Source organism: Streptomyces sp. A0592 (assembly GCF_004795115.1).
Taxonomy (GTDB): domain Bacteria; phylum Actinomycetota; class Actinomycetes; order Streptomycetales; family Streptomycetaceae; genus Streptomyces; species Streptomyces erythrochromogenes.
The window spans coordinates 229596-254602 of record NZ_SSBM01000008.1; the positions used below are offsets into that span (position 1 = coordinate 229596).

At 74.7% G+C, this 25007-nt stretch carries 25 protein-coding genes; 15 read left to right on the top strand and 10 right to left on the bottom strand.

The window, feature by feature from the left end:
• Nucleotides 1-17 precede the first annotated feature (17 nt).
• From E6U81_RS15045 to E6U81_RS15055, 3 genes are all read right to left on the bottom strand, one after another.
• Nucleotides 18-1289 (bottom strand): FAD-dependent oxidoreductase, encoded by a 1272-nt coding sequence (locus E6U81_RS15045; RefSeq protein ID WP_240803811.1) that lies wholly within the window; start codon nt 1287-1289, stop codon nt 18-20.
• A 153-nt stretch (nt 1290-1442) separates the two neighbouring features.
• Complete coding sequence (locus E6U81_RS15050) at nt 1443-2333, bottom strand: TIGR01777 family oxidoreductase (protein ID WP_136230576.1); 891 nt, start codon at nt 2331-2333, stop codon at nt 1443-1445.
• A 133-nt stretch (nt 2334-2466) separates the two neighbouring features.
• A complete protein-coding gene (locus E6U81_RS15055; RefSeq protein ID WP_136230625.1) occupies nt 2467-3138 on the bottom strand; it encodes a VIT family protein in 672 nt (223 codons plus the stop codon).
• Between the two features lie 176 nt (nt 3139-3314).
• Here E6U81_RS15055 and E6U81_RS15060 point away from each other — a divergent pair, with 176 nt between their 5' ends.
• Nucleotides 3315-4400 (top strand): PP2C family protein-serine/threonine phosphatase, encoded by a 1086-nt coding sequence (locus E6U81_RS15060; protein ID WP_240803812.1) that lies wholly within the window; start codon nt 3315-3317, stop codon nt 4398-4400.
• Nucleotides 4401-4567: 167 nt separating this feature from the next.
• Here E6U81_RS15060 and E6U81_RS15065 read toward each other — a convergent pair whose 3' ends face one another.
• Complete coding sequence (locus E6U81_RS15065) at nt 4568-4819, bottom strand: hypothetical protein (protein WP_136230577.1); 252 nt, start codon at nt 4817-4819, stop codon at nt 4568-4570.
• 107 nt (nt 4820-4926) lie between these two features.
• Here E6U81_RS15065 and E6U81_RS15070 point away from each other — a divergent pair, with 107 nt between their 5' ends.
• Entirely contained in the window at nt 4927-5298 is a 372-nt protein-coding gene (locus E6U81_RS15070) for an ArsC/Spx/MgsR family protein (RefSeq protein ID WP_136230578.1), read from the top strand.
• On the opposite strand, the gene E6U81_RS15075 is transcribed toward E6U81_RS15070, so the two are convergent.
• From E6U81_RS15075 to E6U81_RS15085, 3 genes are all read right to left on the bottom strand, one after another.
• Nucleotides 5295-6125 carry a class I SAM-dependent methyltransferase gene (locus E6U81_RS15075; RefSeq protein WP_136230579.1) on the bottom strand — a complete coding sequence of 277 codons (831 nt, stop codon included), beginning with the start codon at nt 6123-6125 and terminating at the stop codon, nt 5295-5297. The two genes, E6U81_RS15070 and E6U81_RS15075, sit on opposite strands and share 4 nt — an antisense overlap.
• Before the next feature lie 89 nt (nt 6126-6214).
• The gene (locus tag E6U81_RS15080) at nt 6215-7069 is read right to left on the bottom strand and encodes a hypothetical protein (RefSeq protein WP_136230580.1); all 855 of its coding nucleotides are present in this window, start codon (nt 7067-7069) and stop codon (nt 6215-6217) included.
• Between the two features lie 70 nt (nt 7070-7139).
• A complete protein-coding gene (locus tag E6U81_RS15085; protein ID WP_240803813.1) occupies nt 7140-8024 on the bottom strand; it encodes an alpha/beta hydrolase in 885 nt (294 codons plus the stop codon).
• Between the two features lie 63 nt (nt 8025-8087).
• Between E6U81_RS15085 and E6U81_RS15090 the strand changes: the two genes are divergently transcribed.
• The 3 genes from E6U81_RS15090 to E6U81_RS15100 all read left to right on the top strand — a co-directional run bounded on the left by E6U81_RS15090 (nt 8088) and on the right by E6U81_RS15100 (nt 10585).
• Nucleotides 8088-8549 carry a MarR family transcriptional regulator gene (locus E6U81_RS15090; protein ID WP_240803814.1) on the top strand — a complete coding sequence of 154 codons (462 nt, stop codon included), beginning with the start codon at nt 8088-8090 and terminating at the stop codon, nt 8547-8549.
• Complete coding sequence (locus E6U81_RS15095) at nt 8546-9955, top strand: PLP-dependent aminotransferase family protein (protein ID WP_136230582.1); 1410 nt, start codon at nt 8546-8548, stop codon at nt 9953-9955. The genes E6U81_RS15090 and E6U81_RS15095 overlap by 4 nt, the downstream gene beginning before the upstream one ends.
• An 87-nt stretch (nt 9956-10042) precedes the next feature.
• The gene (locus E6U81_RS15100) at nt 10043-10585 is read left to right on the top strand and encodes a hypothetical protein (RefSeq protein WP_240803815.1); all 543 of its coding nucleotides are present in this window, start codon (nt 10043-10045) and stop codon (nt 10583-10585) included.
• Here E6U81_RS15100 and E6U81_RS15105 read toward each other — a convergent pair.
• Nucleotides 10578-11447 carry a Gfo/Idh/MocA family oxidoreductase gene (locus E6U81_RS15105; protein WP_240803823.1) on the bottom strand — a complete coding sequence of 290 codons (870 nt, stop codon included), beginning with the start codon at nt 11445-11447 and terminating at the stop codon, nt 10578-10580. The two genes, E6U81_RS15100 and E6U81_RS15105, sit on opposite strands and share 8 nt — an antisense overlap.
• Before the next feature lie 321 nt (nt 11448-11768).
• On the opposite strand from E6U81_RS15105, the gene glnII reads away from it, so the two are divergent.
• From glnII to E6U81_RS15120, 3 genes are all read left to right on the top strand, one after another.
• Nucleotides 11769-12788, top strand: a complete 1020-nt coding sequence (gene glnII, locus E6U81_RS15110; protein WP_136230583.1) for a glutamine synthetase — start codon at nt 11769-11771, stop codon at nt 12786-12788.
• Between the two features lie 86 nt (nt 12789-12874).
• The gene (locus E6U81_RS15115) at nt 12875-13795 is read left to right on the top strand and encodes a hypothetical protein (protein WP_136230584.1); all 921 of its coding nucleotides are present in this window, start codon (nt 12875-12877) and stop codon (nt 13793-13795) included.
• 339 nt (nt 13796-14134) lie between these two features.
• A complete protein-coding gene (locus E6U81_RS15120) occupies nt 14135-14749 on the top strand; it encodes a winged helix-turn-helix domain-containing protein (protein WP_136230585.1) in 615 nt (204 codons plus the stop codon).
• An 81-nt stretch (nt 14750-14830) separates the two neighbouring features.
• Here the strand turns inward: E6U81_RS15120 and E6U81_RS15125 are convergent, their stop codons facing one another.
• Nucleotides 14831-16171, bottom strand: a complete 1341-nt coding sequence (locus tag E6U81_RS15125) for a PepSY domain-containing protein (RefSeq protein WP_240803824.1) — start codon at nt 16169-16171, stop codon at nt 14831-14833.
• Between the two features lie 218 nt (nt 16172-16389).
• The gene (locus tag E6U81_RS15130; RefSeq protein WP_136230587.1) at nt 16390-17085 is read right to left on the bottom strand and encodes a hypothetical protein; all 696 of its coding nucleotides are present in this window, start codon (nt 17083-17085) and stop codon (nt 16390-16392) included.
• A 63-nt stretch (nt 17086-17148) separates the two neighbouring features.
• Between E6U81_RS15130 and E6U81_RS15135 the strand changes: the two genes are divergently transcribed.
• From E6U81_RS15135 to E6U81_RS15165, 7 genes are all read left to right on the top strand, one after another.
• Nucleotides 17149-17736, top strand: a complete 588-nt coding sequence (locus E6U81_RS15135; RefSeq protein WP_240803816.1) for a rhomboid-like protein — start codon at nt 17149-17151, stop codon at nt 17734-17736.
• 45 nt (nt 17737-17781) lie between these two features.
• Nucleotides 17782-18579, top strand: a complete 798-nt coding sequence (locus tag E6U81_RS15140; RefSeq protein ID WP_136230588.1) for a tyrosine-protein phosphatase — start codon at nt 17782-17784, stop codon at nt 18577-18579.
• An 87-nt stretch (nt 18580-18666) separates the two neighbouring features.
• Complete coding sequence (locus E6U81_RS15145) at nt 18667-20607, top strand: hypothetical protein (RefSeq protein WP_136230589.1); 1941 nt, start codon at nt 18667-18669, stop codon at nt 20605-20607.
• 177 nt (nt 20608-20784) lie between these two features.
• Nucleotides 20785-22191: a hypothetical protein gene (locus tag E6U81_RS15150; RefSeq protein ID WP_206309933.1), complete on the top strand. Its 1407-nt coding sequence runs from the start codon at nt 20785-20787 to the stop codon at nt 22189-22191.
• An 88-nt stretch (nt 22192-22279) separates the two neighbouring features.
• Nucleotides 22280-23176: a metal-dependent hydrolase gene (locus tag E6U81_RS15155; protein ID WP_136230591.1), complete on the top strand. Its 897-nt coding sequence runs from the start codon at nt 22280-22282 to the stop codon at nt 23174-23176.
• A complete protein-coding gene (locus tag E6U81_RS15160) occupies nt 23173-24228 on the top strand; it encodes a PDR/VanB family oxidoreductase (RefSeq protein WP_136230592.1) in 1056 nt (351 codons plus the stop codon). Before E6U81_RS15155 ends, E6U81_RS15160 begins: the two co-directional genes overlap by 4 nt.
• Before the next feature lie 23 nt (nt 24229-24251).
• On the top strand, nt 24252-24968 hold the full coding sequence (locus tag E6U81_RS15165; protein WP_136230593.1) for a TetR/AcrR family transcriptional regulator: 717 nt from the start codon (nt 24252-24254) through the stop codon (nt 24966-24968).
• Nucleotides 24969-25007: the final 39 nt, after the last annotated feature.

Below are 25007 nucleotides of genomic sequence, written 5' to 3' on the forward strand. Positions count from 1 at the left end.
TGTGTCGTGGGTGGTTCTCAGGCCGCCACCGGGAGTGCGGGCTCCGGGGCGACCGGGAGCGGGATGCCGAAGTCGCGCAGGATGGCGCCGCCGGCGCGGCGGGCCGAGTGCAGGGCACCCTGGACGGTGTTGGTGTCGCGGTGGTCGCCGCACACGTAGAGCCCGGCCAGGACCCGCACGGGGCGGCTCCGGTCGTGCGGCGGGGGCATGGCGGGGACGGCCTCCGGGGTGTGGTGGACGGCCAGCAGCTCCCAGTCGCGGGTGGTGGTGTCGTAGAGGCGGGCGAGGCGCGAGGCGACGGTGCGCGTCGGCGGCGGCGGGCCGAGCACGGTCGTGGTGACCAGGCTGCGCCCGGCCGGGGCCCGCGTGGGGTCGACCGCGCTCATGACGGCGGTGTGGGAGACGGGCCAGTTGGGGTCCCCGTCCAGGATCAGCGAGCCGTCCCGGGGCAGTGGGTCGGCGGTGGCGTGGTGCAGGACGGTGACCTCGTGGAACGCGGGCACGCGCAGGCCGGGCAGGAGCTCGGCGGCGGCGCGGGCGCCGGTGGCGAGCAGGACGGAGCGGCAGCGGAAGTCGCCGTGCTCCTCGGTGGTGACCAGGTTGGTGGCGACCGACCGGACCCTGGTGCCGGTCCGTACGGTGCCGGGCGGCAGTCCCGCGGCGAGCAGGTCGGGCAGGGCGGCCGCGCCGCCTTCGGGCACGGCGAGACGGCCTCGGGCGAAGGTGCGCAGGGCCAGGTCGGCGACCCGGCTGGAGGTGGTGAGCTCCGGGTCCCGCAGCAGGGCGGCGAGCAGTGGCCGGAGCACGCCGTTCAGGGTGCGCGACGGCAGGCCGCGGGTGCGCAGGGCCGCGGACGCGGTGCGTTCGGGCCGGGCGAGCAGCTTGTCCTCGGGCAGCGCGGCGAGCCTGCCGAGGGCGGCGCTGAGCCGGGCCTGGTCGAGGGATCCGCTGGCCAGGGCCCGGGCGGGGGTGAGGGACCCGGCCCGCAGCTGTTTGCCGTCGGTGTGGACCAGGACCCCGGGCGGGAAGGGGCGCAGGACCAGGGCCCGCAGGGCATGGGTGCGCTCCAGCTCGCTGTACGTGGTGTTGAGCAACTGGGCGGTCCGGTCGAGCCGGAACCCGGCGGCCGATTCGGTGGCCATCCGCCCGCCGGGATCGTCCGCGGCCTCCAGGACGGTGACCGTGACCCCGGCTGCGATCAGGTGGTGCGCGGCCGCGAGTCCTGAGACTCCGGCTCCTACGATGACGACGTCCGCATGGTGTGCGGCATTGGGTGCGCTGCTGAGCACGTGCCCCTCCCCGAGGTCGGCGCGGCTGTGTGGGGATCCTCCTTCCCCCAACCGGTCGAACGGGAACCCGAGTTCGACCGGGTATTGCGGACAACTCCGGTCGCACGACGGTCGCATCCGGGTCACGAACGGTCGCACACGGTCGCACGCCGTTTATCGGAGCGCGGCGCGGATGGCCTGTTCGATGTCTGGGTCGCGGAAGGCGAACCCGGACCCCAGGAGCCGCGTGGGGCGGGCACGCTGACCGCCCAGCACGTCCTGGGAGAACTCCCCGAGCACGACGCGCAGGGCCACGGCCGGTACGGGCAGCACCGCCGGCCGGTGCAGCACCCGGGCCATGGCGGCGGTGACCTGGCGGTTGGTCAGCGGTTCGGGGGCGGTGAGGTTGACCGGGCCGCTCAGCGCCGGGGTGTCGATGATGTGGCGCAGGGCCGCGACCTCGTCGTGGAGGGAGATGAAGGGCCAGTACTGGCGGCCGTCGCCGAGCCGGCCGCCGACGCCCGCGCGGAAGAGGGGGAACATCCGCCCCCAGGCCCCGCCCTCCTTGGCGACGACCAGTCCGGTACGGGCGAACGCGGTGCGGATCCCGGCCTCCTGGGCGGGGGCGGCGGCGGCCTCCCACTCCACGCAGACCGAGGGCAGGAATCCGTGCCCGGCGGGGCTGTCCTCGTCCACGGGGCGGTCGCCGGTGTCCCCGTAGTAGCCGACGGCGGAGCCGCTGACCAGGACGGCGGGCGGTTCGTCGAGGCCGGCGAGGGCGTTCGCGAGCGCGGCGGTGCCGAGCACCCGGCTGTCGCGGATCTTCCGCTTGTACGCGGCGGTCCACCGGTGGTCCCCGATCCCGGCCCCGGCCAGGTGCACGACGGCGCCGCAGCCGGCCAGGCCTGCCGGGTCCACGTGGCCGCGCTGCGGATCCCACCGCGCCTCGTCCGCCCGGGCCGGTTCCCGCCGCACGAACCGCACCACCTCGTGGCCGTCGGCCCGCAGGGACCGCACGAGTGCACTGCCGATGAGGCCGGTCGAGCCGGTGAGTGCGATACGCATGGGCCCATCCTGCCGGGTCGCTGCGCTGTGCTCGGCGGATTCGGGTGTGGCGCCGCGCCGCGGTCGGACACGGGCCGGGGCTCCACGACACGGCGCTCCGCGCCCGCGGGCAGAGCCCCGGGGGCCGGCCCCGTCAGGCGGTCGCCGTGCCGAGCCAGGTGCCGACCGCATAGGTGGCGGCCATGGCCAGGGCGCCGCCGGCCACGTTGCGGGCGACCGCGCGCGGGACCGGGGCCCCGCCGAGCCGTGCGCTGAGCACCCCGCACAGCGTGAGCGCCGCCAGCACCGCCAGCACCGTCACCGGCACCCGCGCCGACGGACCCGGCAGCATGATCGCCAGCAGCGGCAGCAGCGCCCCCACGGTGAAGGCGACGAGGCTGGCGAAGGCCGCGTGCCACGGGTTGGCCAGCTCGTCCGGGTTGATCCCGAGCTCCACGCGGGCGTGGGCCCGCAGGGCGTCCCGTTCCGTGAGCTGTTCGGCGGCCTCGCGGGCGACATCCCGGCTCAGGCCGCGCTCCGCCAGCAGATCGGTGAGCTCGTCGAGCTCCGCCTCCGGCTCCTCGGCCAGCTCCCGGCGTTCCATCGCGAGCGCGGCCCGTTCGGAGTCCCGCTGGGAGCTGACGGACACGTACTCCCCCGCCGCCATGGACAGAGAGCCCGCCAGCAGTCCCGCGACGCCCGCCGCCAGGATCGACGGGCGGGAGGTGGTGGCCCCGGCCACGCCGACCACCAGGCCCGCGGTGGAGATGATCCCGTCGTTGGCGCCGAGCACGCCGGCGCGCAGCCAGTTGAGCCGTGTGCTCATCTCCGCGCCGGCCGAGCCGTCACCGGCGCCGTGCGCCTCGACGTGGGCCCGGCCGGGCGCCCCACCCGCGGCTTCGTTTCCCGTCACGCCACCACTGTCGCGGCCCGGAGCGGGCGGAGCCACCCGGCAGGGCGGTCCGGGGTGCGCGGGCCCCGCCCCCATACGAGGGTGGAGGGGTGAGACGCGGACGCGCTGAGCCGGGCGGGCTGCGCGGCGAGCCACCGCCGCGCTGGGCCCGGATCGCGCCCGCGGCGGCCCTGGTCGCGCTCGTCCTCGCGCAGGCGCTCACGACCGACGTGGAGCTGGGCTTCTTCCTGGCGGGCCTGCCCCCGGTGGCGGCGTTCGCGTACGGGGCGGCCGGAACCGCGATCTTCGCAGCCGTCGTCCTGCTGCTGCTGGGGGTGCACGACATCGGCGTGGCCCAGGCCCGGGGGACGGACCTGGCCACGGTGGCCGTCGTCGGGCTGCTGAGCGTGGTCATCGCCTGGGTCCGCCAGCGCCGGGACGAGCAGCTGGTCAGCGTACGTACGGTCGCGGAGGCGGCCCAGCTGGCGGTGCTGCCGCCGGTGCCGGAACGGGTGGGCGAGGTGCGCTGCTCGGGCCTCTACCGGGCGGCGCAGCGCGGCACGCTCGTGGGCGGCGACCTGTACGACGTGAGGGTGGGGCCCTTCGGGGTCCGGGCGCTGGTCGCGGACGTGCAGGGGCACGGCCTGGCGGCGGTGGCCACGGTGGCGGCGCTGCTCGGTGCCTTCCGCGAGGCCGTGCTCGACGACGCAGAGCTGGCGGCGGTGGCGGTCCGGCTGGACCGGCGGCTGCTGGCGGACGCGGCGGACGCCCATGTGGACCATCCGGAGCTGTTCGCGACGGCGGTGCTGGTGGAGTTCCCGCACGGGCTGGACCTCGTACGGTTCGTGTCGTGCGGGCATCCGCCGGCGCTGCGCCTGCGGGGGGCCGAGGTCGACGAGGTAACCGTGGAGCCGGGGCCTCCGCTGGGCCTGGGGCTCGCGGGACCGGATCCACCGAAGGTGGTGGAGGTGCCGGTGCGGCCCGGGGACCAGTTCCTGCTGCACACCGACGGGGCGACGGAGGCCCGGGACGCCGCCGGGCACTTCTACCCCCTGGCGACCCGGGTGCCCGTCCTGGCGCGGGACCCGGCGGGCCTGGTCGGGGCGGTGTGGAAGGACCTGGCGGCCTTCACGAACGGCGGGCCGGGCGACGACGTGGCCCTGCTGCTGCTCTCCCCCGACGGCCGTCCGCCGTGACCGGTTGGCCCCGGGTCGTACCGTGCCGTGCCAGGCCGTGCCGTGCCAGGCCGTGCCGGAAGGCCCGCCCTCCGCCCCGACGCTCCGCCCGGGGCCCCGCCCGCCGCCCGCGGACGGTCGGCCGGGGTCCCGGCATGCGGTGGGGCGCCGTCACGGCCCCTTCGCCGTCACGACTCCTTGATGAACGCGCGCACCATCTTGCAGGTGACGTTGGACGGCCGGTGGATCCCCGTCCGGACGGCCATCGTCCGGATCTTCCGGTTGGTGGCGCGCTTGGCGTCGTACGTCCCCGAGTCGAGCAGGGATATCGCCAGCCGCATCGCCTTCAGACGGCGGTTGTGGCTCTCGTACCACTCGCGGGGCAGGCCCGCCGGCAGCGGCTTCTTCTGGACGGACCGGACGGTGCTGGCAGTGGCCATCTACAGCCTCCCAAACGGTAGTTGGCTTCCTGTCGTTCTCCCTCGATTTTACCGGCGACCACTGACAGAAGCCCCTGGCCAGACGGGCCCTGGGTAGGGTTGGGGCCATGGAGATCTGGATCAACCCCGCGTGTTCCAAGTGCCGCAGCGCGCTCACCCTGCTGGACGCGGAGGGCGCCGAGTACACCGTGCGCCGCTACCTGGAGGACGTGCCGTCCGAGGACGAGATCCGCGAGGTGCTGGGCCGTCTCGGGCTGGAGCCGTGGGACATCACCCGTACGTCGGACCCGCTGGCCCGGGAGACCGGCGTACGCGAGCTGCCGCGCGAGGAGACGGACGCGGCGCGGGCCCGGTGGATCACCCACCTGGCCGCGCACCCGAAGCTCATCCAGCGCCCGATCATCACCGCCGAGGACGGCACGGCCGTGGTCGCCCGCACCGAGGACGCCGTCCGCGACGCGCTGTCCCGTACCTCCTAGACGCGGCGGGCGATGACCTCCATGCAGGCTCGGTAGCGCTCGCTGACCGAGTACTGGAGCGGCTCGAAGCCGTGCTCCTCCATCAGCTCGTAGAGGCGTCGGCGGCTGAAGTTGTGGAAGTGCTCCAGCTCCCCCCAGTAGGGGTTGGCGTCGCCGGCGTCGAGCAGGCGCCAGACCGAGCAGTCGTAGTTCGGCATCGACGCGAAGACCACGCCGCCGTCCCGGAGCAGACGGTGCGCGGCGGCCAGCCCCTCACCCGGGTACGGCATGTGCTCCAGCACGTCGGCCAGGCTGATCACGGAGTACCGGCCGGGGGCGTCGAGCTCCGTGAGGTCGGCGCAGTGCGCCTCGATGCCGAGTCGGCGCAGGCCCTCCGCCGTCGACGGCCGCAGATCGAGCCCGTGGGGCTCGAAGCCCCACTCCTCGGCGGTGAACAGCAGCGATCCGTTGCCGAAACCGACGTCGAGCCAGCGGCCGTCGGGGACGTGGCGCGCGACGCGTTCGACGATGCGCGCCGAGGTGTAGCGGTTCTGCTCGAAGCCGGCGCCGGGCTGCTGGTTCGGGTTGGTCGCGGAGAAGATCTCGGCCGAGACCTCGTCCGAGAAGTAGCCGTCGGTGAAGACGTGCCCGCAGCCGGCGCACCGCATCCAGGTCATGACCGGTGCGACCACGGGCTTGTAGAGCGGATGGCGAGAGCAGTCCCCGGTCCTCAGGACGGAGATCTCGGCGTCGGAGCAGAGCGGGCAGGCGTCGTACAGCAGACGCGGCTGCGGGGACGCGAGCGGGACGGTGGCGGGAGTGGCCGCGAGGGCCGGACCGGCGGACATGTCAGGAAAATAGCGACTCCCGCGGTCGAAGCGCCGCTGCCGCGCGGGCCCTGCCGCCGAAGGCGGGCGGGGCCGCCGCCCCGGCTGCCCTACCGGCCCAGGGCGCCGCGCAGGGTGATCCCGTACCGGGTGCGCAGCCGGCGCAGCTCCCAGAAGGTCAGGGCGGTCACCGACAGGGGTGCTCCGGCGAGGAAGAGGAACCACACGCCCTGCGGCGCGTTGACCGGCGGCCCGTCGATGGCCTGGAGTACCGCCATCGCCACGACGACGACCGGGGACAGCAGGGGCGGCAGCACCTCGTGGACGTCGGCGGTCCGGAAGGAGTGGTGGACGCACAGCACCGAGGACGTCAGGACGAAGGGCACCAGGAAGAGGGAGGTCAGCCCGATGAGCAGGCTCAGGATGAGGCCGACGTCGCCGACTCCCCCGAACAGCCGGTCGTGCAGGTCGCGCCGGAAGGAGAAGGCCAGCAGGGCCGCCGCCCCGAAGAGGACGCCGAACGCCGTCAGCGGGCCGGGCAGCCTCCGGCGGTACCGGTCGCGCAGCGGCGGCCGGGCCGCGACCACGAAGGCGCCGACCGCCAGCGGTCCCACGACCATCAGCACGGCGGCGGCGATGAGCATCTCCGTGAGCTTGTCGTCGACCACGTCCTTGGCGCCCTGGCGCAGCGAGTACGCGTAGAACAGCCAGACCGTGGCACCCAGGCCGATGCAGGTACGGGCCACCCGGGCCCCGGACATGGCGGAGTCGGCCAGCCGGTCCTCTCGCCCCGGCCGCTGGAAGCGGGCGGCCGCGACGAAGGGGGCCATCAGCACCGTCACACAACCGTGGCGCGGCGCCTGCTCCCGGCCCGGCGGAGGCGGCGTCCCGTACGGCCCGGTGCCGGCCCGCCCCGCCGCGGACCAGCCGTCCGGCTGTCGCCCGTACCCGTTGCGCCGCGCCATACAGCGCCCCCGTCCCCCGAGTTGATCAAGATCGAAAGAGGACTGTACCGGCCGATCCGCCGGACGCGGCCTAGTGCTCGGCGAGCAGGCGGGCGATCTCGGGGGCGGCCGTCAGGGGCAGGGCGTGGTGCGAGATCCCGGGCAGTACGTCGACCCGCGCGCCCGGCAGGGCCTCGCGCGCGGCGCGGGCCGCCCGGCCGGCATCGTGGCAGCGGGCCCGCCCGGCGAACAGGACGTCCACCCGGACGTCCTGCTCCGCGAGGCGGGCGAGGTCCGGGCGCGGGCCGGTGACCGGCCGGGTGGTGGGGAAGCGGGCGGTCTCGTCCTGGAGCCGGAGCCAGGCCGGGTCGAGGGCGGCCCCGCGGGTCTCCCAGGCGAGGAAGGACCGGATCCGCTCCGGGGTGGGCCGCACGAGCACGGGCAGGGCGCGCAGGACGTAGCCGGGCCGGAGTCCTGCGAAGACCCGGGTCGGGTCGAGGAGGACGAGGCGGCCGAGGCGGGCGGGCCGCCGGGCGGCGTGGTGGGCGGCGTGGTGGGCGGCGATCCAGGCACCGTACGAGTGCCCGGCGAGGGTCACTGGTCCGCGCGGGGCGAGCCCGTCGAGCACCGCGCCGAGCCAGTCGGCCAGGTCCTCGGGGGTTCGCGGGGCCCGCCCGGGCGCCGGGACGCTGAACCCCGGCTCGCCCACGAGGTCCACGGCGTGCACGCGGCGGGTGCGGGCCGCCCCGGCGGCGGCACAGGCTCCCCACACCGCGGAGGTGGCGCCGCCGCCCGGCAGCAGCACCAGCGGCGGGGCGCCGTCCGGGCCGCAGCTGTTGACGCGGGTGAGCCCGTAGGGGGTCGGCAGCTCGGCGGCCTCGACCGGCCCGGGCCACCCGGCGAGCGCCTCGTCGTAGGCGGACCGGAAGGCGGAGCCGGCAGAGGGAGAGGAACGGGGGTACGGCGTCCGGGACACGGGCTGCTCCAATGTCTCGCCAGGCGATAATCTCGCTGAACGAGATAGTAGGCAGGAGGCGATGTGCACGACAACCACGAGCCCGGCCATCTGCAACTGGTGCACCTGCTCCGGGCGGTGACCGTCGATTTCGGCCTGCGCCAGGCGGAGTTCGCCGCCCGCAACGGCATGCACCCCACCGACGTACGCGCCCTGATCTGCCTGCTGGACGCGGCGCGCGCCGCCGAGCCGGCCACGGCCGGCCTGCTCGGCGCCCGGCTCGGCCTCAACTCGGCGGGCACCACCGCCGTGATCGACCGGCTGGAGCGGCTCGGCCACGTGGCCCGGATCCGCGACGAGCACGACCGGCGCCGGATCCTGCTGCGGGTGGAGCCGACCGCGATCCGCCTCGGCCGGGAGTTCTTCGGGCCCCTGATCGACGGGGTGCTGCGGGTGCTGGACTCCTTCGACCCCGCCGAACGGGACACCGTCCGCCGCTTCCTGACGGCCACCCACACCGTCTTCACGGCGGAGCCGCACCCGTGACCGCCCCCGGCTCCGGCTCCGGCTCCGACCTGCACCTGGACCTCCCCGCCGAGGGCGCCCGCCGCACCGCCCTCGCCCAGGCCCTGCGCAGCGCGGTGCGCAGCGGGCGGCTGGCCGGCGGGACGCGGCTGCCGCCCTACCGGGCCCTGGCCGCCGACCTCGGGCTGGCCCGCAACGCCGTCGCCGACGCCTACGCCGAGCTGGTCGCCGAGGGCTGGTTCACGGCCCGGCAGGGTTCCGGCACCCGGGTCGCGGAGGGGGTGGCGGAGGGGGTGGCGGCCGCGCCCGTACCGGCCCCCGGGGCCGGGCCCGCGCCCGAACGGCCCCGGCACGACCTGCTCCAGGGCAAGCCCGACCCCGCCTCCTTCCCGCGGGGCCCCTGGGCCGCCAGCGCCCGCCGGGCCCTGGCCGGGGCGCCCACCGAGGCCTTCGGTCCGGGCGATCCGCAGGGCCGCCCCGAGCTGCGGCGTGCCCTGGCCGGCTACCTGTCCCGGACGCGGGGCGTGCGTACCGGCCCCGAGAACATCGTGGTCTGCTCCGGTTTCGCGGGCGGGCTGCGGCTCCTGGCGTCCCTGCGGCCCCGGGACTGGGCCGTCGAGGCGTACGGACTGCCCTTCCACCACGGCATCCTGGACGCCGCCGGGGTCCGCCCGCATCCCGTCGCGGTCGACGAGGACGGCGCCCGGACCGGGGAAATCCCCTCCCGGGCCCGTACGTTGCTGCTCACCCCGGCGCACCAGTTCCCGACCGGGTGCGCCCTGCTGCCCGCCCGGCGGGCGGCGGCCGTGGAGTGGGCCCGCGGCACCGGCGGCCTGATCGTGGAGGACGACTACGACGGGGAGTTCAGGTACGACCGCAAACCGGTCGGAGCGGTTCAGGGGCTGGCCCCCGAGCACGTGGTCTACGCGGGCTCGCTCAGCAAGAGCCTCTCCCCCGCGCTCCGCCTGGGCTGGCTGGTCCTCCCGGACCCCCTGGTCGGGCAGGTCCTGGCGGCGAAGGGGCAGCGGGAGTCCTGGGCGAGCGCGCTGGACCAGCTGACACTCGCCGACTTCATCGACTGCGGGGCGTACGACCGGCACGTGCGGCGGATGCGCCTGCGCTACCGGCGCCGCCGCGACCAGCTGGTCTCCGTACTGGCCGCACGCGCCCCGGAGGTCCGGGTCACGGGCATCTCGGCCGGACTGCACGCCGTGGTGGAACTCCCGCCCGGCCGCGAGGCCCGGGCGCTCTCGGCGTCCCGCGCCGCGGGGCTGGCCCTGGACGGCCTCTCCTCCTACCGGCACCCCGCCGACAGGACACCACCCCGCGAGGGGCTGGTCGTCGGCTACGCGGCTCCCCCGGACGCGGCGTTCGCCCAGGCCCTGGACGCCCTGGCGGAGGTGGCCCGCCGGGCGGCGGGCGGGTAGCGGGCTCCTTCACAACGCCCCCACGCGCCGTTCTCGTATGGTGGCCGGAGCGCCGAAAGAGGACATACCGCATCTTAAGGACCAGTCGTGACCGAGCAGCAGCCGCAGGAAGAGAGCCTGACCACCCGCCCGCCCCGCCCGTCCCATCCGTCCCACCGGCACGCCGACTGGATGTTCGGCGGGGTCTACGGGACGGTCCTGGCCAGCGCCCTGATGGCCGCACTGAACCAGGAGGGTGAGGACTTCACCCCCTTCTACGACGCCAGCTGGGTGCTGGTGACGGCGGCCACGGCCGGACTCGCGCACGGCTACTCGCACCACATGGCCTCCCACCGGGAGGAGGCCGGGGGGCACCGCTGGGAGGTCCTGGCCCGGGCCCTGTGGAACGAGTGGCCACTGATCGTGGCCACTCTCCCCACCGTCCTGCTGCTGACCGCCGCCGGGCTCGGCGGCTGGGACGCCTACGACGTGACCGCCGGCGGACTCGGCCTGAACACCGCCCTGCTGTTCGGCTGGGGCTCGCTCACGGCGCTCCGGGTCGGCCACCGGCTCGGCCGGGCCCTGCTGATCGGCCTGGCCGATGCCACCATCGGCCTCGCCATCATCGTGGCCAACGCCCTCATCAAGTAGGCAGCTGCGCCTCCGCCTGCGCCAGGATCTCCGTCAGCCGGGCCCCGAACTCCGCGCCGCGCGGATCGGGCACGCCCGTCCGGGCCGCGGTGAGCAGTGCGTCGAGGGCTCGCCCGTAGGCGCCCGGCACGTCGCTCCAGCCGGGCAGTTCGTGCACGCCCTCGCTGCCGCGCAGTTCGAGGCCCACCCCGGCGGCCGCCTGCGGGGCGCCCAGACTGAGCACGGCGGTGCTGGCCGCACCGGAGGAATGCCGCAGCGCCAGCTGGACGACGTCGGAGGGGCCGCGGGTGGCGCTGACCCCGGTGACGTCACCGAGGATCGGGATCAGGACCGACAGTGCGTGCGGCCCGACGTCCCACAGTCCGCCCTTGGCCTTGCGCCAGGGCGAGTCGGCGTAGGCGCTGGGCGTGCCGTCGGGCGGGAAGACGGCGCCCAGCCAGTGCGCGGCGGCCGTGAACCAGCCGGTGCGGGCGGCCTGCTCGTCGACCCAGCCCGCGGTGGGCTCGGCGAAGCGCAGGGTGAGGAAGACGACGGAGGCGACCTGGTGGCGGGCGACGGCCTCGGCGACGGCCCGGGCATCCTGCGGCGTCGTCGCGACGGGCTTGTCGAGCAGCACGTGGCAGCCGGCGGCGGCCGCGCGCACGGCGAGCGGGGCCTGTACGTCGGGCGGCAGGGCGAAGGCGGCGACGTCACAGTCGGCGAACAGCTCGTCGGGGTCTTCGTACACCTTCACGCCGTACTTCCGCGCCAGCTCGGCCGCGGCTTCGGGCCGGCGGCCCCACACACCGGCGAACTCGGAGCCGGCGTGCGCGGCGAGCGCGGGGGCGTGCGTACGGGTCGCCCAGGGGCCGGTGCCGAGCAGCCCGACCCGGGGGCGGGGGTCTGCGGGGGCCTGACCGGCGGCAGTTGGGGCGGTGGTCTCGGCGGGAACTCCGGCGGAAACTCCGGCGCGGTCTCCGGCGGGGCTCAAATCAGACGAAATGCTCACGCGGCCAGTCTGCCCCACCCGGACGGGTGCTCGACCGCCAACCCGCACAAGCCGCCCGACCAGCGGCGTAAACCTCGGTAACACGGGGTTCACACACGGGCAACGGAAGAGAAATCGCGGGCGGGCACGCTGCGGTCAACACCGCAGCGATGAAGCAGCGTCCAGCAGCACCCGCAGAGTCTGAGGATGGGGCCCGTGAGCTACAAGGCTGAGTACATCTGGATCGACGGCACCGAGCCGACGGCGAAGCTTCGCTCCAAGACGAAGATCCTGGCCGACGGCGCCGAGCTGCCGATCTGGGGCTTCGACGGATCGAGCACCAACCAGGCCGAGGGCCACGCCTCCGACCGCGTGCTCAACCCGGTGTTCTCCTGCCCGGACCCGATCCGCGGCGGGGACCACGTCCTCGTCCTGTGCGAGGTCCTGAACATCGACATGACCCCGCACGAGTCGAACACCCGCGCGCTGCTGCGTCCGGTCGCCGAGAAGTTCGCCGGCCAGGAGCCGATCTTCGGCATCGAGCAGGAGTACACCTTCTTCGACGGCGTCCGTCCGCTCGGCTTCCCGGTGGGCGGCTTCCCGGCCGCGCAGGGCGGCTACTACTGCGGCGTCGGCTCGGACGAGATCTTCGGCCGCGAGATCGTCGAGAAGCACCTGGACCACTGCCTGGCGGCGGGCCTGGAGATCTCCGGCATCAACGCCGAGGTCATGCCCGGCCAGTGGGAGTTCCAGGTCGGCCCGCTGAGCCCGCTGGAGGTCTCCGACCAGCTGTGGATCGCGCGCTGGCTGCTCTACCGCACCGCCGAGGACTTCAACGTCTCCGCGACGCTGAACCCGAAGCCGGTCAAGGGCGACTGGAACGGCGCGGGCGCGCACACCAACTTCTCCACGAAGTCCATGCGCGAGGACTACCGCGCGATCATCTCGGCGTGCGAGGCCCTGGGCGAGGGCAGCAAGCCGCTCGACCACGTGAAGAACTACGGCGCCGGCATCGACGAGCGCCTGACGGGTCTGCACGAGACGGCCCCGTGGAACGAGTTCAGCTACGGCGTCTCCGACCGCGGCGCCTCCGTCCGCATCCCGTGGCAGGTGGAGAAGGACGGCAAGGGCTACATCGAGGACCGCCGCCCGAACGCGAACGTGGACCCGTACGTGGTGACCCGCCTCATCACGGACACCTGCTGCTCCGGCCTGGAGAAGGACGGCCTGGTCTGACGGCCCCGCCTCCCCGGACACCGACGCCCGCCGCGCCCCCCGGGGCCCGGCGGGCGCTGTCGGTGCCGGGTGGCACGCTGTCCCCCATGTTGGCGATCAGGATCCACACGGAGCGCGGCGAGTCCTACGACCGGCCCGCGCTCGGCACACTGTCCGAACTGGTGGGGCGCATCGGCGCGGACGGGGACCACTTCGTCATCGTCGAGCCGCTGACGGCGGATCCGGATGTCTACATTCAGGTGTGGCACGACGAGGGCGAGGCCTACCAGCTGGAGCACCGGGCCGGCTCCGCCGACCGGCATTTCCAGGCGCACCTGCGCACGGCGGCCGAGGTGACGGCCGTCATGGCGCGGTGGGCCCGCCAGGAGAAGGACTGGGACACCGGGCCGGACTGGGAGCGCCTCGACTTCCCGCCGGAGCAGGCCGCCGAGGACGTGCCGCCGCTCGATCCCGAGGTGGAGCGGGAGTTGGCGGAGGCGGTCCGCGGGTGGCTGCGGTGCGGCTACGACGGGCGGGACGCGCTGACCGAGTCGGCCGAGGAGCACCTCGTCCGGGGCGACGTCCGGCCGGTCTCGCACGAGCAGGCCGCGCGGCTCGTGGACCGGCTGTGGCGGGAGCGGCTGGCCGAACAGGCCGACTGGACGGGCACGACGGACCCGGAGCGCATCACCCGCGCCTTCGCCGCGCTGGAGGCGTCGGGCATCACGGCGCGGGAGAACTTCACCTGCTGCCGCGGCTGCGGCCTCCAAGAGATCCGGGGGGACGGCGCGGAGGATGCGCGCGGGTTCGTCTTCTTCCACAGGCAGGCCGCCGAGGGCGCGGCCGCGGGCCAGGACCTGTTCCTGATGTACGGCGGGTTCGAGCCCGACGAGGCCCTGACGGTCTCGGTCGGCCGGGAGGTCGTCGCGGCGCTCGACACCGAGGGGCTCGGCCGGACGTGGGGCGGAGCTGCCCACGATGCGATACGCGTGACGGGACTGGACTGGCGCAAGCGGCTGGCCGGTTGATGGGATGCCCCGGTATGCCCGACACCCTGCCCGGATTCCGAGACGCTGATCCAGGATGCGAGACGCAGCCTGCCCCGGGGGCGGCTCTTCTGCTTGAATGGGGCCATGGCCAGCCACTCGCACACCTCGTCAGGTCGCAGCGACCTCGAGCCGTTCTGGCCGTCCCGTCAGGACCACGACTTCGATCGTGAGTGTTGCCGCGCGAAGAACGCGCCGGCCCTCTAAAGCCTCCGGGACCTCTCCTCCGGGTTTCCCCGAGGCCTTCGGTCTGCGCGGTACGACATCGATGACGCACGTACGTCTCCTGCCGACCACTCCGCGTGAAAGAGCTGACCACTCATGGCGAACACCCGCTCCCTGACCTCCGCTGCGACCTCTCCTCTCGCCTATCCGCCCAGTCCCCGCCACCGGCTGCGCGCCGTGGACCGGGACGAGGTGGCCCGGGTCGTGGACTTCCTCCCGCCCGGCGCCACCTGGCTGCCCGCACCCCAGCACACCCTTCCGGCGCTGCCGGGCCAGCCGCCGATGGTCGGCTACCTGGTCCTCGTGCCCGCCGACCAGCAGCCTCCGCTCTCCTTCGCCCCGCAGGCCGTGGCCGCCCCGGTCCAGCCGGTCCCCGGCGCCCGCACCGAGCCCGCGGCCACCGCCCCGGCCACGGCCCCCGGCCAGGGCGACGCCCTGATCCGCATCGACGCGGCGCAGCGCACCGCCGAGGTCGACGGCCGCGTACTCGACCTGACGTACCTGGAGTTCGAGCTGCTGGCCCACCTCGTGCAGCACCCGCACCGGGTGCACAGCCGCGACCAGCTGGTCACCACGGTCTGGGGCTACGGCCACGTCGGCGACGGCCGGACCGTGGACGTCCACATCGCCCGGCTGCGGCGCAAGCTGGGCGGGCCCCACCGCGGTGCGATCCAGACGGTGCGCCGGGTGGGCTACAAGTACGCCCCCTGACCCGACCTGACCGACCCGGGAACGACGGTGGGCCCGTACTCCTCCACGGAGTACGGGCCCACCGCCTTCACCGGCGCCGCACTAGGCGGCCGCGGCCGCCGCCCGGCGGCGTGCCACGAAACCGAGCAGCAGGTCCACCGCGAGGAAGACGACCAGGCTGATGCCCAGCAGCGGGACGAACCAGCCCACGAGCGCGGTCACCGCGGCCAGCGGCAGCACCACGGTCACGGGCAGCTTCCGCCAGGCGCCGCGCGGCTGTGCGCGGCCGACCGAGAGCCTGCGGTCCTTCGTCGGCCGGCGCAGCCACCACATGCGGTAGCCCCAGAAGACGAGGAACATCACGCCGACGGCCAGCGCGGCGAGCACGATCTGGTTGACGAGCCCGAAGGTCTGGCCCATGTGCAGGTCGATGCCGAAGCGGGTCATCTTCGCGAGCACGGGGTAGTCGGCGAACCGGAGTTCGTCCATGATCCGGGCGTCGGCGGGGTCCACGGCGACGGTGTCGAAGTGCACCGGGACCTGCTTGTCGTTCTCCTTGATGACGTACCCCTTGCCCTGGGCGGGCAGGGTCACGCGGATCTCCTCGGTGACACCGGCGTCCCGGGCGGCGGCCACAGCACGGTCGAGGCCGACGTCGGCGGTGGGAGCGGGCGGGGGCATCTGCGTGCCCTCGGGCATGGTGTGGCCCGCATGCTCGTCGGCGCCGCCGGCGTCCGCACCCGGGTTCAGCTTCGCGGAGACGGCCGGGGTGGCCCCGCCGAGGCCGTCCTGGAGCTGCCCGATGTTCTCACCGGCGTACTTCGACCAGGTCAGGCCGGTGGCGGAGAGCACGACGAGTCCGACGACGGACCACAGGCCGACGACTCCGTGCCAGGACAGCGTCCGGCGCCGGCCGGTGGCCTCCCGGTCCGGGAGGACGAGCTGCGCCTTGCGCTTGCGGCGGCGGCCGATCCACAGGGCGAGGCCGCCGAGCGCGACCACCCACATCCAGCTGGCGGCCATCTCGCTGTAGTTGCGGCCGAAGTCCCCGAGCTGGAGGTTGGAGTGGAAGGTGCTCAGCCAGGCCCGCAGCGGCAGCGCGTCGCCGACGGTGGTGAGCTGCCCGCGCACCTCGGCGGTGTACGGGTCGACGAACACGGTGAGGGTCTCGCCCTCCGCGAGGCCCGAGCTCTCCATGATCACCCGGGTGGTGGCCTCGGCGTCGGGGCCCGGCCACACGGACACGACCTCGCCCTCGGGGGCGGCGCCCTTGGCCGCCTCGACCTGGGCGCTGAGCGGCAGGGCACCGTCGCCGACGCGGGCGACGGTCAGCTCGTCGGCGTAGACGATCTTCTCCGCCTGCCAGGAGGCGGCGTACAGCAGCCCGGTGGCGGCGGCGAGGAACAGCAGCGGGGCGATGAGCAGGCCCGCGTAGAAGTGCATCCGCAGGAGCAGCGGGCGCACGGCGGCCCAGCCGCCGCCGCGGCTCTTGGAGGGGGCGGGCGGGACGGACTCCGGGGCGGAGTCGGGGGCGGCGTCCGGGGTGCGGACGTCCTGAACCTCTTCAAGGGACATGGGGGTCCTAGGTGTTGGCGAAGGCATGGGGACGGCGGCCCCGGGCTTCGCCTCCCCTCGCACGGGTGCCGTGGAGGTGCGCCGGATCAGGCGCGGGCAGGACGGCCGGGGGCCGTGGAGCGGTGGGCACAGCCGCTCCCGGGCGGCCCTCGGCGCACCACGGCGTGGGCGTGGAGCGCACCGCGCAGCCGGCGCGGCCGCCGGTACGGAGCACGGAAGACGGGCACGGCCGGTACGGCGGCGACCCGGGCCCGCACCAGGTCGAGCGCGCGGGCGAGCGGCCGGGCGGCGTGCAGCGCGGCGGCGCCCAGGACACGGGCCAGCCGGAACACGGCGGCCTCGCCGCGTGCCAGCCAGGCGGCGCAGACCAGCCCGGCGAGCGCGTGTGCGGCGATCATCCCGGCGCCGCCGTGGGAGGCCGTGCCGGCCATGTCCGCCATGGTCGCCATGTCGGCCGCGCCGACGGCCTCGGCGGCGGGCACGTGGTGGTGCCCCCGCATCGCCGCGTGCCCGGAAGCGGACTCGGCCGCCTGGCTGCCGGAGAGGACGAGGTGCAGCACGCCCTGCACGGCGAGCACCGCGGCGGAGATGCCCACGGGTCCGCGCCGTCGTCCGGCGAGGAGCCACGCGAGGACGGCGGTCACCGCGAAAGCGCCCAGAAGGCCGGAAAAGGGAATGTCGGTGCCGGACATGTACGAATGCCCCGCGGCGCCCAGCACGACGCACATCGCCGCGAAGAGTGCGGCTCGCGTGGCGCGCAGTGGCGCGAAGGATTCGAACATGGCCGGGACATGGTCGCACGATGCCCCTTGGCTTCCGCCAGAGGCTTATCCGATCATGAGCAGGTGAATCCAATTCCATGGGGCGCGGTGTACGCCGGCGGCGTCCAGCTCGGGGCGTACGCGCTGGAGCGCACCGGACCGGCCGACCGGGAGCGGCTGCTCCGGGGCTGCTCGACGAACGTCGACAACCTCGCCGCCGGGCGCTGGGAGACCCTGCTGAGCAGCGCTCTCGTCGTCGAGGAGCCGATGCCCCTGCCGTACGCACTGCTGCTGGTCGCGGTGCTCGGCTATGCCGAATACGCGTACGGGGCCTGGTGGACGGCCGCGGTGTTCCTGTTCGGGCACGCCTCGGCGACCCTCCTGGTGTACGGCGCGCTGCGCAGGACGACCGATGCCGCAACCCGCCGCGCCGTGGACGTGGGAACGAGCTACGGGTTCAATGCCGTCCTCGGCACGCTGGCCTCCGCCCTGCCGCGCGGGCCGGTCCGCACGGCCGCCCGGCTCGGCCTGCTGGCGCTCGCGGCGGCGCCCGTACTGAAGCGCGGCCGGACCTTCACCGACGCCGGGCACCTCGCGGCGCTCGGGATCGGCATGGGGGTCTCACTGGCCCTCGATTGCCTTTCCGGTGCAAACCATCAGAAAATTACCTGATCGTCGCATGACACGAGTAACTCGAACACCGCTGGAGCCACCACGATGACCGCCACCCCCTCCACCACCGTCGCCAACCTCCGCGACCTCGGAGGCACCCCGCTCTCCGGCGGCCGCACCGTCCGCCCCGGCCTGGTCCTGCGCTCCGGCCAGCTCGACCGGCTCGACCTCGACGCCGACCCGGTGGTGGCGGCGCTGGGCGTGCGTACCGTCATCGACTTCCGCACCGACGCGGAGCGCGCCGACCACCCCGACCGCATACCGGCCGGGGCCCGGCTGCTGGTCGCCGACGTCCTCGCGGACAAGCTGCGGGAGGCCGGCAAGAAGCCCGCCGCCGCGCAGCTCAAGGACCTGCTCTCCGACCCGGCGGTGGCCGAGGAGCACCTGGGCGGCGGCAAGGCGCAGGCCCTGTTCGCCGACACCTACCGGTCCTTCGTGCACTCCGGCTCCGCGCAGGCCGCGTACCGCATGCTGCTGACCGAGGCCGCCGACCCGGAGGCGGGCCCGCTGCTGTTCCACTGCACGGCGGGGAAGGACCGCACCGGCTGGGGCGCGACCGTCGTCCTGGCGCTGCTCGGCGCGGACGACGACACCCTGATGGCCGAATACCTCTCCGTGAACCCGGCGGTCAAGCAGGCCTTCGCGCCGATGATCGAGGGCTTCACGGCGGCCGGCGGCAACCCGGACATCGCGCTCGCGCTGATCGGGGTCTTCCCCTCCTACCTGGAGGCCGCCCTCGACGAGGTCGAGACGCGCTACGGCTCCATGGAGAAGTACGTGCGCGAGGGCCTCGGCGTCGCGGACGAGACGGTCGAGGCGCTCCGCGCCCGTCTCGTGGGCTGAGTCCCCTCCCGGGGACGGGGCCCGGGACAGAGGCGGGACGGGGGCGGGGAGGGGTGACCATCCGACGATTCGCTCGTTCTGCTGAACGTGACTGCGCCGGATACCGCCACCCGCCCCCAGCCTCCCGTGGCTCCCGTGCCGCCCGACGTCGAGCAGGCCGAGGCCGCCATCGTCGAGCACTACCCGCGGCTGGTGCGGCTCGCCTATCTGGTGCTGCCCCCCACCCTCGGCCGCAACCGGCGGGTGCTCACCGCCCACTCGCTGGTCCAGCGGGCGCTGCCGCGCGGGCGGCGGGACGCGGCGGCGGGCGTCGCCGCCGTGCAGGGCGGGGTTCCGGGGCAGCGGGGCGGCCCGGACGACTCGGGCTACGCGTACGTCCGGCTGCGGGTGCTCCGCGCGGCGCTGGAGGCGGGGCTCCCGCTGACGTTCCGGGCGCTGCCCCGGCGCGCGCAGCTCCCGCCGGCGCTGCCTCAGGTGTGGGGCCTGCGGCTGTTCCCCCGGTCGGGCGGAGCCGAGGAGCTCGCCCTCGACCAGTGGCTGGCCACCCTGGACGGTCCCGGCCGGGCCGCCTGCGTACTGCGCGCCCTGGAGCGGCTGCCCGAGCCGGAGGTGCTCCGGGTCCTCGACGAGGCCGGCGTCCCGGACCCGGCCGCCGCGGTCGCAGAGTCCGGTGATCCGGCGAACGACGCGCTGTTCACCTCCCCCGAGTTCGACCCGTGCGTGCTCCAGGCCCGGCCCACCGACCTGCTGCGGCGGCGGCGCCTGACGCGGGCCGCGCTGGCCGCGGGAGCCGCCCTCGCCGTGTGCGGGGCGCTGCTCGCGCTGCCCGGCGGGGGCTGGGGCTCGGACGGGGCCGCCGCGCCGCCGTACGCGCGCAACGCCGCGGCCGAACAGGCCCTGGATCCGGCCAAGCTGGTCCGGGTCGCGCCCGCGCTCTGGCACACGTCCTCCCGTACGGACTTCTCCACCTGGCCGGCCCGCGGGGACCGTGCGGACGACGCGGCGCTGCTGCGCCGGGCGCTGGCCGTCTGGGCGCGCCCCGGCTCGTCCGTGGTCGTCTCGGCCACCCCGGGGACCCCGTCCGGGCCGCCGATGGGACCGGCGCAGCTGCTGTTCGCGGGCGCGGTCGACCAGGCCGTGGTGGTCCTGCTCTACGACGGCCTGCGCGTGGTCCGCTACGCCGAACCGCGCTCCGGTTCCGCGGGCGCGGCCCTGGACTTCGCCCGGACCGACGGCGCCTCGGCGGACACCGCGACGGCGCTGGTCGTCAGCCGGGTCGACGGCAACGTCCGCTATCTGGCGGCGCCGTGGGTGACGGGGGTGGCCCTGCGGGACCTGCTCAAGCCGGGCGGCCCGCCGGCGGTGCTGAGGACGACGCAGGACGGGGTCACCCCGCCGGTGCCGGGACCGGCTCCGACGGGCGACTGCACCAGCTGGAACGCCCTGTCCCTGTCCGGGGACGGCGCCACCCGGCTGATCACCGACCTGGGCGAGCTGACCCCGGCCCGGCTCACCTCGGGGGCACCGGGGGCCGAGCGGAACGTGACGGAGGCCGCGGAGCTCGCGGACTGGGCGAGGATCGCCTGCCTGCTGCCGTCGGTGCGCTCGCACGGGGTCCGTACGGTCAACTCCTGGACGTACGCCAAGCAGCCGCTGCCGGAGGGCGACGGGACGGCGACCTGGCTGTGCACGCGGGCCGAGACCTGGCAGGGCGCGGCGGACCGCGTGCAGGCCCAGTTCCTGGCGCCGGGCTCGGCCGCGGCCGCCCAGGCGGCGGCCGCGGAAGGGGCCGCGGCGTGCGGACCCCGGGAGCCGCGGGTGCTGGCGGGCGTGCTGTGGAAGTCACGGGCGGGCCAGTGGTACGTCCTGGCCGCGGGCAGCGCGCAGTTCGCCTCGCTGTCGGTCTCGGGCGGCGGCGTGAACGGCTCGGCGAACGGCAACCGGCTGGCGGTCAAGGCCCCGGCCGGCGCCCAGGTCGACCTGTCGGGCCGCCTGACGGACGGCACGAGGGCGGGCGTCCTGCGCTGACGCTTCACGAGGGCACCGGACCGGGTCACGGAGGCGGGTGAATTTTCAACGACCAAGCGCGGTCGAGGAGTTGGCGGGATCCGGACATGACGGCCGTAGTGCGCACATGGCATGATCGGATTCCGGTTACCGATCGGTAATCCCCCACACCCCTCACCCGCTTGAAGGTCACACCACGTGCGCATGCTCGCCCGACGACTCCTGCTCCCCGGCCTGACCGCCCTCAGCCTCGCGGCGGCCACCGGCTGCGGATCGAGCTCCCACACCGGCGCCGCCGAACCGGCCGCCCCCGCCTCCCTCGCGCCGTCCTCCGACGGCGGCTCGCAGCAGCTGGACGTGGCTGCCGCGCCCCAGGGCGAGCCCACCCCGGCGGCCGTCGCCCGGGGCGGCTCGAAGGGCAGGACCGAGAAGTCCACGCTGAAGGTCGCCTCGTACGACGCCGCGACCGGACGGGCCGTCATAGCCAAGGCCCCGCCCAAGGGGCCCTCCCAGGCACCGTCCCCGGACAAGTCCCCCGAGGCCGACAAGCCCGTCGCCGCCGGCGACGTCATCGCCAGCGCCCCGGCCCCCGGCGCCCCCAACGGCCTGCTCGCCAAGGTCACCGAGGTCGTCGGCAAGACCGACCGCGGCACCGAGGTCAAGACCGCCTCCACGACGCTGGCCGCCGTCCTCAACGACGACAAGGCCGACGGCAAGGTCCCCGTCGACCCCTCGACGGTCGTCGTCGAGCCCCTGATGAAGGGCGTCACCTTCTCCTGGGCCAAGGGCGACGGCCTGAAGTTCGGCCCCGAGGGCGCCAAGCTGCCGCTCGGCAACCTCCGGCTCGACGTCAACGCCTCCGTCGACACCGCCCCGGACGCGCCCGCCTCGGCCGGCGCCTCCGTCTCCGGCTTCGTCCAGCTCGCCCCGCAGGTCGAGTTCCAGTACGACGGCACCCAGGGCGGCGGCTCCGGCCCGCGCGGCGCCTTCCTCGGGATGAGCGGCGACTGGGCCTCTCAGTGGAAGCTCCAGGGCCGCGCCGCCGCGAGCACCGGGGCACCCAAGCGGATCCCCTTCGCCAAGCTGCACAGCTCCCCGGTCATCCAGGTCGGCCCGGTTCCGGTCGTCGTCAACCTCGGCCTGACCTGCTACATCCAGGTGGAGGCCGACGGCAAGGTCACCCTTGACGTCCAGCAGGACGTCAAGGGCGACTTCAAGGTCGGCGGCAGCTACGCCGTCGGCAAGGGCTGGACCCCGGTCAGCTCCTCGAACGTGAAGAGCACGCCGGTCCAGGCGACCGTCACCGCCGCCGGGAAGGTCAAGGGCGCGCTCGGCGCCGAAGCCTCCGTGGGCCTCTACGGCGCCGTGGGCGTCACCGGCGACTTCGCCCCGTACCTGCGCGGCGAGGCCGACGTCAAGGCGACCGCGTCCAGCGACGGCAAGGCCTCCGTCAGCGGCGCCTGGGCGCTGTACGGCGGGTTCGACCTGAGCGGGAACCTCCAGCTCCAGCTGTCCCTCTTCGGCACGCCCGTCTTCGAGCGCAAGATCCCGCTCGGCTCCCTGAACCGCGAGTGGGCGCTGGCCAGCAGCAGCACAGGACGCTAGCCACCCCGGACGACGCCACGGCGCGGCAGGCGCGAGAAGTCGGCGCAGGGGTCTTCTCACTCCCTGTACCCATCAGTACATTGACGCCATGTCTAATACGCCGCTCGCGCCCGCCCCCGTGGCGTCGGAACACGTGGACCTCAGGCCCCGGAACGTGTCCTTCGGCTGGGAGGACACCCCGCTCCACTGGCTGCCCGGCGAACCCTTCGCCGGGCACATGATCAACGTGCTGCACCTGCTGCTGCCCGCCGGGGAGCGGTGGTTCGTGCACGTCTACAAGCAGGCGCTCCCGTACATCGAGGACGAGCGGCTGCGGGAGGACGTCGTCGGCTTCATCGGCCAGGAGGCCATGCACGCCGCCGCCCACGACGACGTCCTCCCGCACCTGAAGCGCCTGGGCCTCGACCCGACGCCCTACACCGCCCAGGTGGACTGGCTGTTCGAGAAGCTGCTCGGCGACCGCACCCTGCCGCCGGGCCGCGCCCGGCACTGGTGGCTGATGGAGCGCGTCGCGATGATCGCGGCGATCGAGCACTACACGGCGTTCCTCGGCGACTGGGTACTGAACGCCGACGCCCTCGACCGGCGCGGCGCCGACCCCACCATGCTGGACCTGCTGCGCTGGCACGGCGCGGAGGAGGTCGAGCACCGCTCGGTGGCCTTCGACCTCTTCATGCACGTCGACGGCGGATACCGCCGCCGGGCCCGGACCTGGGCGACGGCCTTCTCCGCCCTGGTCTTCCTCTGGCAGCGCGGGGTCCGCTTCTTCATGGAGAACGACCCCCACCTCGTGGACGGCAAGGCCTCCTTCGGGCAGTTCTTCATGGCCGGACAGCAGGGGGTGCTCCCCTCGACGGGCTCCATGCTGAAGTCCATACCGAAGTACCTCTCCCGTACGTACCACCCCTCGCAGGAGGGCTCGACGGCCCAGGCGGTGGCCTACCTGGCCTCCTCCCCCGGCGCGAACGGCGGGGTACGGGCATGAGGCGCGCCCTCGCCGTCACCACGGCAACGGCGGTCGCGGGTGCGGCCTGGGCGGCCCGCCGGGCCCTGAACCGCCGTATCGGCGACTCCCCGCTGTGGCCGCTGCCGGCCCTGGAGGTACCCGTCTCGGGCCACTCCCCGCGCCGCGCGCTGCGCGCGCTGATCGTCTCCCGGACGCAGCCGGCGCAGGACGTGCTGGAACTGACCCTGGAATCCCCGGAGCTGCCCGCGTGGACGCCCGGCGCGCATGTGGACGTCACCCTGCCCTCGGGCCTGGTCCGCCAGTACTCGCTGTGCGGCGACCCGGCGGACGAGGGCCGCTACCGGATCGCGATCCGGCTGGTCGAGGACGGCCGCGGCGGCTCCCGGGAGGCGCACACCCGGCTCTTCGAGGGCGCGGAGCTGGAACTGCGGCCGCCGCGCAACCGCTTCGAGCTGCTCCCGGCCCCGTCGTACGCGTTCGTCGCGGGCGGCATCGGCATCACACCGATCCTGCCGATGCTCCGCGCCGCCACCGCGGCGGGCGCCGACTGGACCCTCCTGTACGGGGGCCGCTCCCTCGACTCGATGCCCTTCCTGGACGACCTCGCGCCCTACGGGGACCGGGTCACGGTCCACCCCGAGGACGAGGTGGGCCTGCCCGACCTCGCCGCGCTCGCGCACACCGCGCCCGGCACCCTGGTCTACTGCTGCGGCCCGGAGCCCCTGATGCAGGCCGTGACGGCGGCGGCCGAGGACCCGGCGGCCGTGCACCTGGAGCGCTTCGCGCCCTCGTCGGCGCCCGGTCCGGCGCGGGCCTTCACCGTCGAACTGCGCCGCTCGGGACGGGTCGTCGAGGTCGGCCCGCAGGAGAGCACGCTCGCCGCGGTGCGCCGGGAGCTGCCGGACACCCCGTACTCGTGCGAGCAGGGATTCTGCGGGACCTGCCAACACCGGGTCCTCGCGGGCGAGGTGGACCACGGGGACGACCTGCTCACGGACCAGGAGCGCGCGGAGTCAATGCTGCTCTGCGTCTCGCGCGCGAAGGGGGACCGCCTCGCCCTGGACCTGTGAACGCTCCCCAGTAGGGTGTCCGCATGACGACCGGAGTACGGCGCAGGATGGGTGTCGAGGAGCGGCGGCAACAGCTGATCGGGGTTGCCCTGGAGCTGTTCAGCCACCGCTCCCCCGACGATGTGTCGATCGACGAGATCGCGGCGGCCGCGGGGATATCCCGGCCGCTGGTCTACCACTACTTCCCCGGCAAGCTCAGCCTGTACGAGGCGGCGCTGCGGCGGGCCGCCGACGAGTTGGCACAGCGGTTCGTGGAGCCGCACGAAGGGCCGCTCGGGGCGCGCCTGCTGCGGGTGATGGGCCGGTTCTTCGCCTTCGTCGACGACCACGGGCCGGGCTTCTCGGCCCTGATGCGGGGCGGTCCCGCGGCCGGCAGCAGCCGTGCCAACGCGATGATCGACGAGGTCCGGCAGGCGGCGTACGAGCAGATCCTCACGCACCTGCGGATCGGGCTCGACGAGGTGCCGGCCCGGCTGGAGCTGGTGGTGCGCTCCTGGGTCTCGCTCGCCGAGTCCACCGCGCTGATCTGGCTGGACGGGCGCAGGATCCCGCGGGGCGAGCTGGAGCTGCAGCTGGTGCACGACTTCGCGGCGCTGGCCGCGGTGAGCGCCGCGTACGACGCGGAGATGGCGGGGATCCTCGTACGGATCCTGGCCGACGAGCCTGCCGACGGGCCGTTCGGGGAGCTGGTCGGGCGTCTGGTGGGGCTCGTTCCGGGCGACGCGGCCCCCGCTTTGTGACCGGGTGCGCAAACCGCGCCCTCCCATGATCGCAACCGG

Excerpts from the sequence above, each read along its gene's own strand:
- E6U81_RS15165 (WP_136230593.1), top strand. The coding sequence starts at position 24,252 with ATGACGACCGGAGTACGGCGCAGGATGGGTGTCGAGGAGCGGCGGCAA.
- E6U81_RS15065 (WP_136230577.1), bottom strand. The coding sequence starts at position 4,819 with ATGGCCACTGCCAGCACCGTCCGGTCCGTCCAGAAGAAGCCGCTGCCG.
- E6U81_RS15130 (WP_136230587.1), bottom strand. The coding sequence starts at position 17,085 with ATGTTCGAATCCTTCGCGCCACTGCGCGCCACGCGAGCCGCACTCTTC.
- E6U81_RS15120 (WP_136230585.1), top strand. The coding sequence starts at position 14,135 with ATGGCGAACACCCGCTCCCTGACCTCCGCTGCGACCTCTCCTCTCGCC.
- E6U81_RS15155 (WP_136230591.1), top strand. The coding sequence starts at position 22,280 with ATGTCTAATACGCCGCTCGCGCCCGCCCCCGTGGCGTCGGAACACGTG.
- E6U81_RS15115 (WP_136230584.1), top strand. The coding sequence starts at position 12,875 with ATGTTGGCGATCAGGATCCACACGGAGCGCGGCGAGTCCTACGACCGG.
- E6U81_RS15140 (WP_136230588.1), top strand. The coding sequence starts at position 17,782 with ATGACCGCCACCCCCTCCACCACCGTCGCCAACCTCCGCGACCTCGGA.
- E6U81_RS15050 (WP_136230576.1), bottom strand. The coding sequence starts at position 2,333 with ATGCGTATCGCACTCACCGGCTCGACCGGCCTCATCGGCAGTGCACTC.
- E6U81_RS15070 (WP_136230578.1), top strand. The coding sequence starts at position 4,927 with ATGGAGATCTGGATCAACCCCGCGTGTTCCAAGTGCCGCAGCGCGCTC.
- E6U81_RS15160 (WP_136230592.1), top strand. The coding sequence starts at position 23,173 with ATGAGGCGCGCCCTCGCCGTCACCACGGCAACGGCGGTCGCGGGTGCG.
- E6U81_RS15125 (WP_240803824.1), bottom strand. The coding sequence starts at position 16,171 with ATGCACTTCTACGCGGGCCTGCTCATCGCCCCGCTGCTGTTCCTCGCC.
- E6U81_RS15080 (WP_136230580.1), bottom strand. The coding sequence starts at position 7,069 with ATGGCGCGGCGCAACGGGTACGGGCGACAGCCGGACGGCTGGTCCGCG.
- E6U81_RS15075 (WP_136230579.1), bottom strand. The coding sequence starts at position 6,125 with ATGTCCGCCGGTCCGGCCCTCGCGGCCACTCCCGCCACCGTCCCGCTC.
- E6U81_RS15055 (WP_136230625.1), bottom strand. The coding sequence starts at position 3,138 with ATGAGCACACGGCTCAACTGGCTGCGCGCCGGCGTGCTCGGCGCCAAC.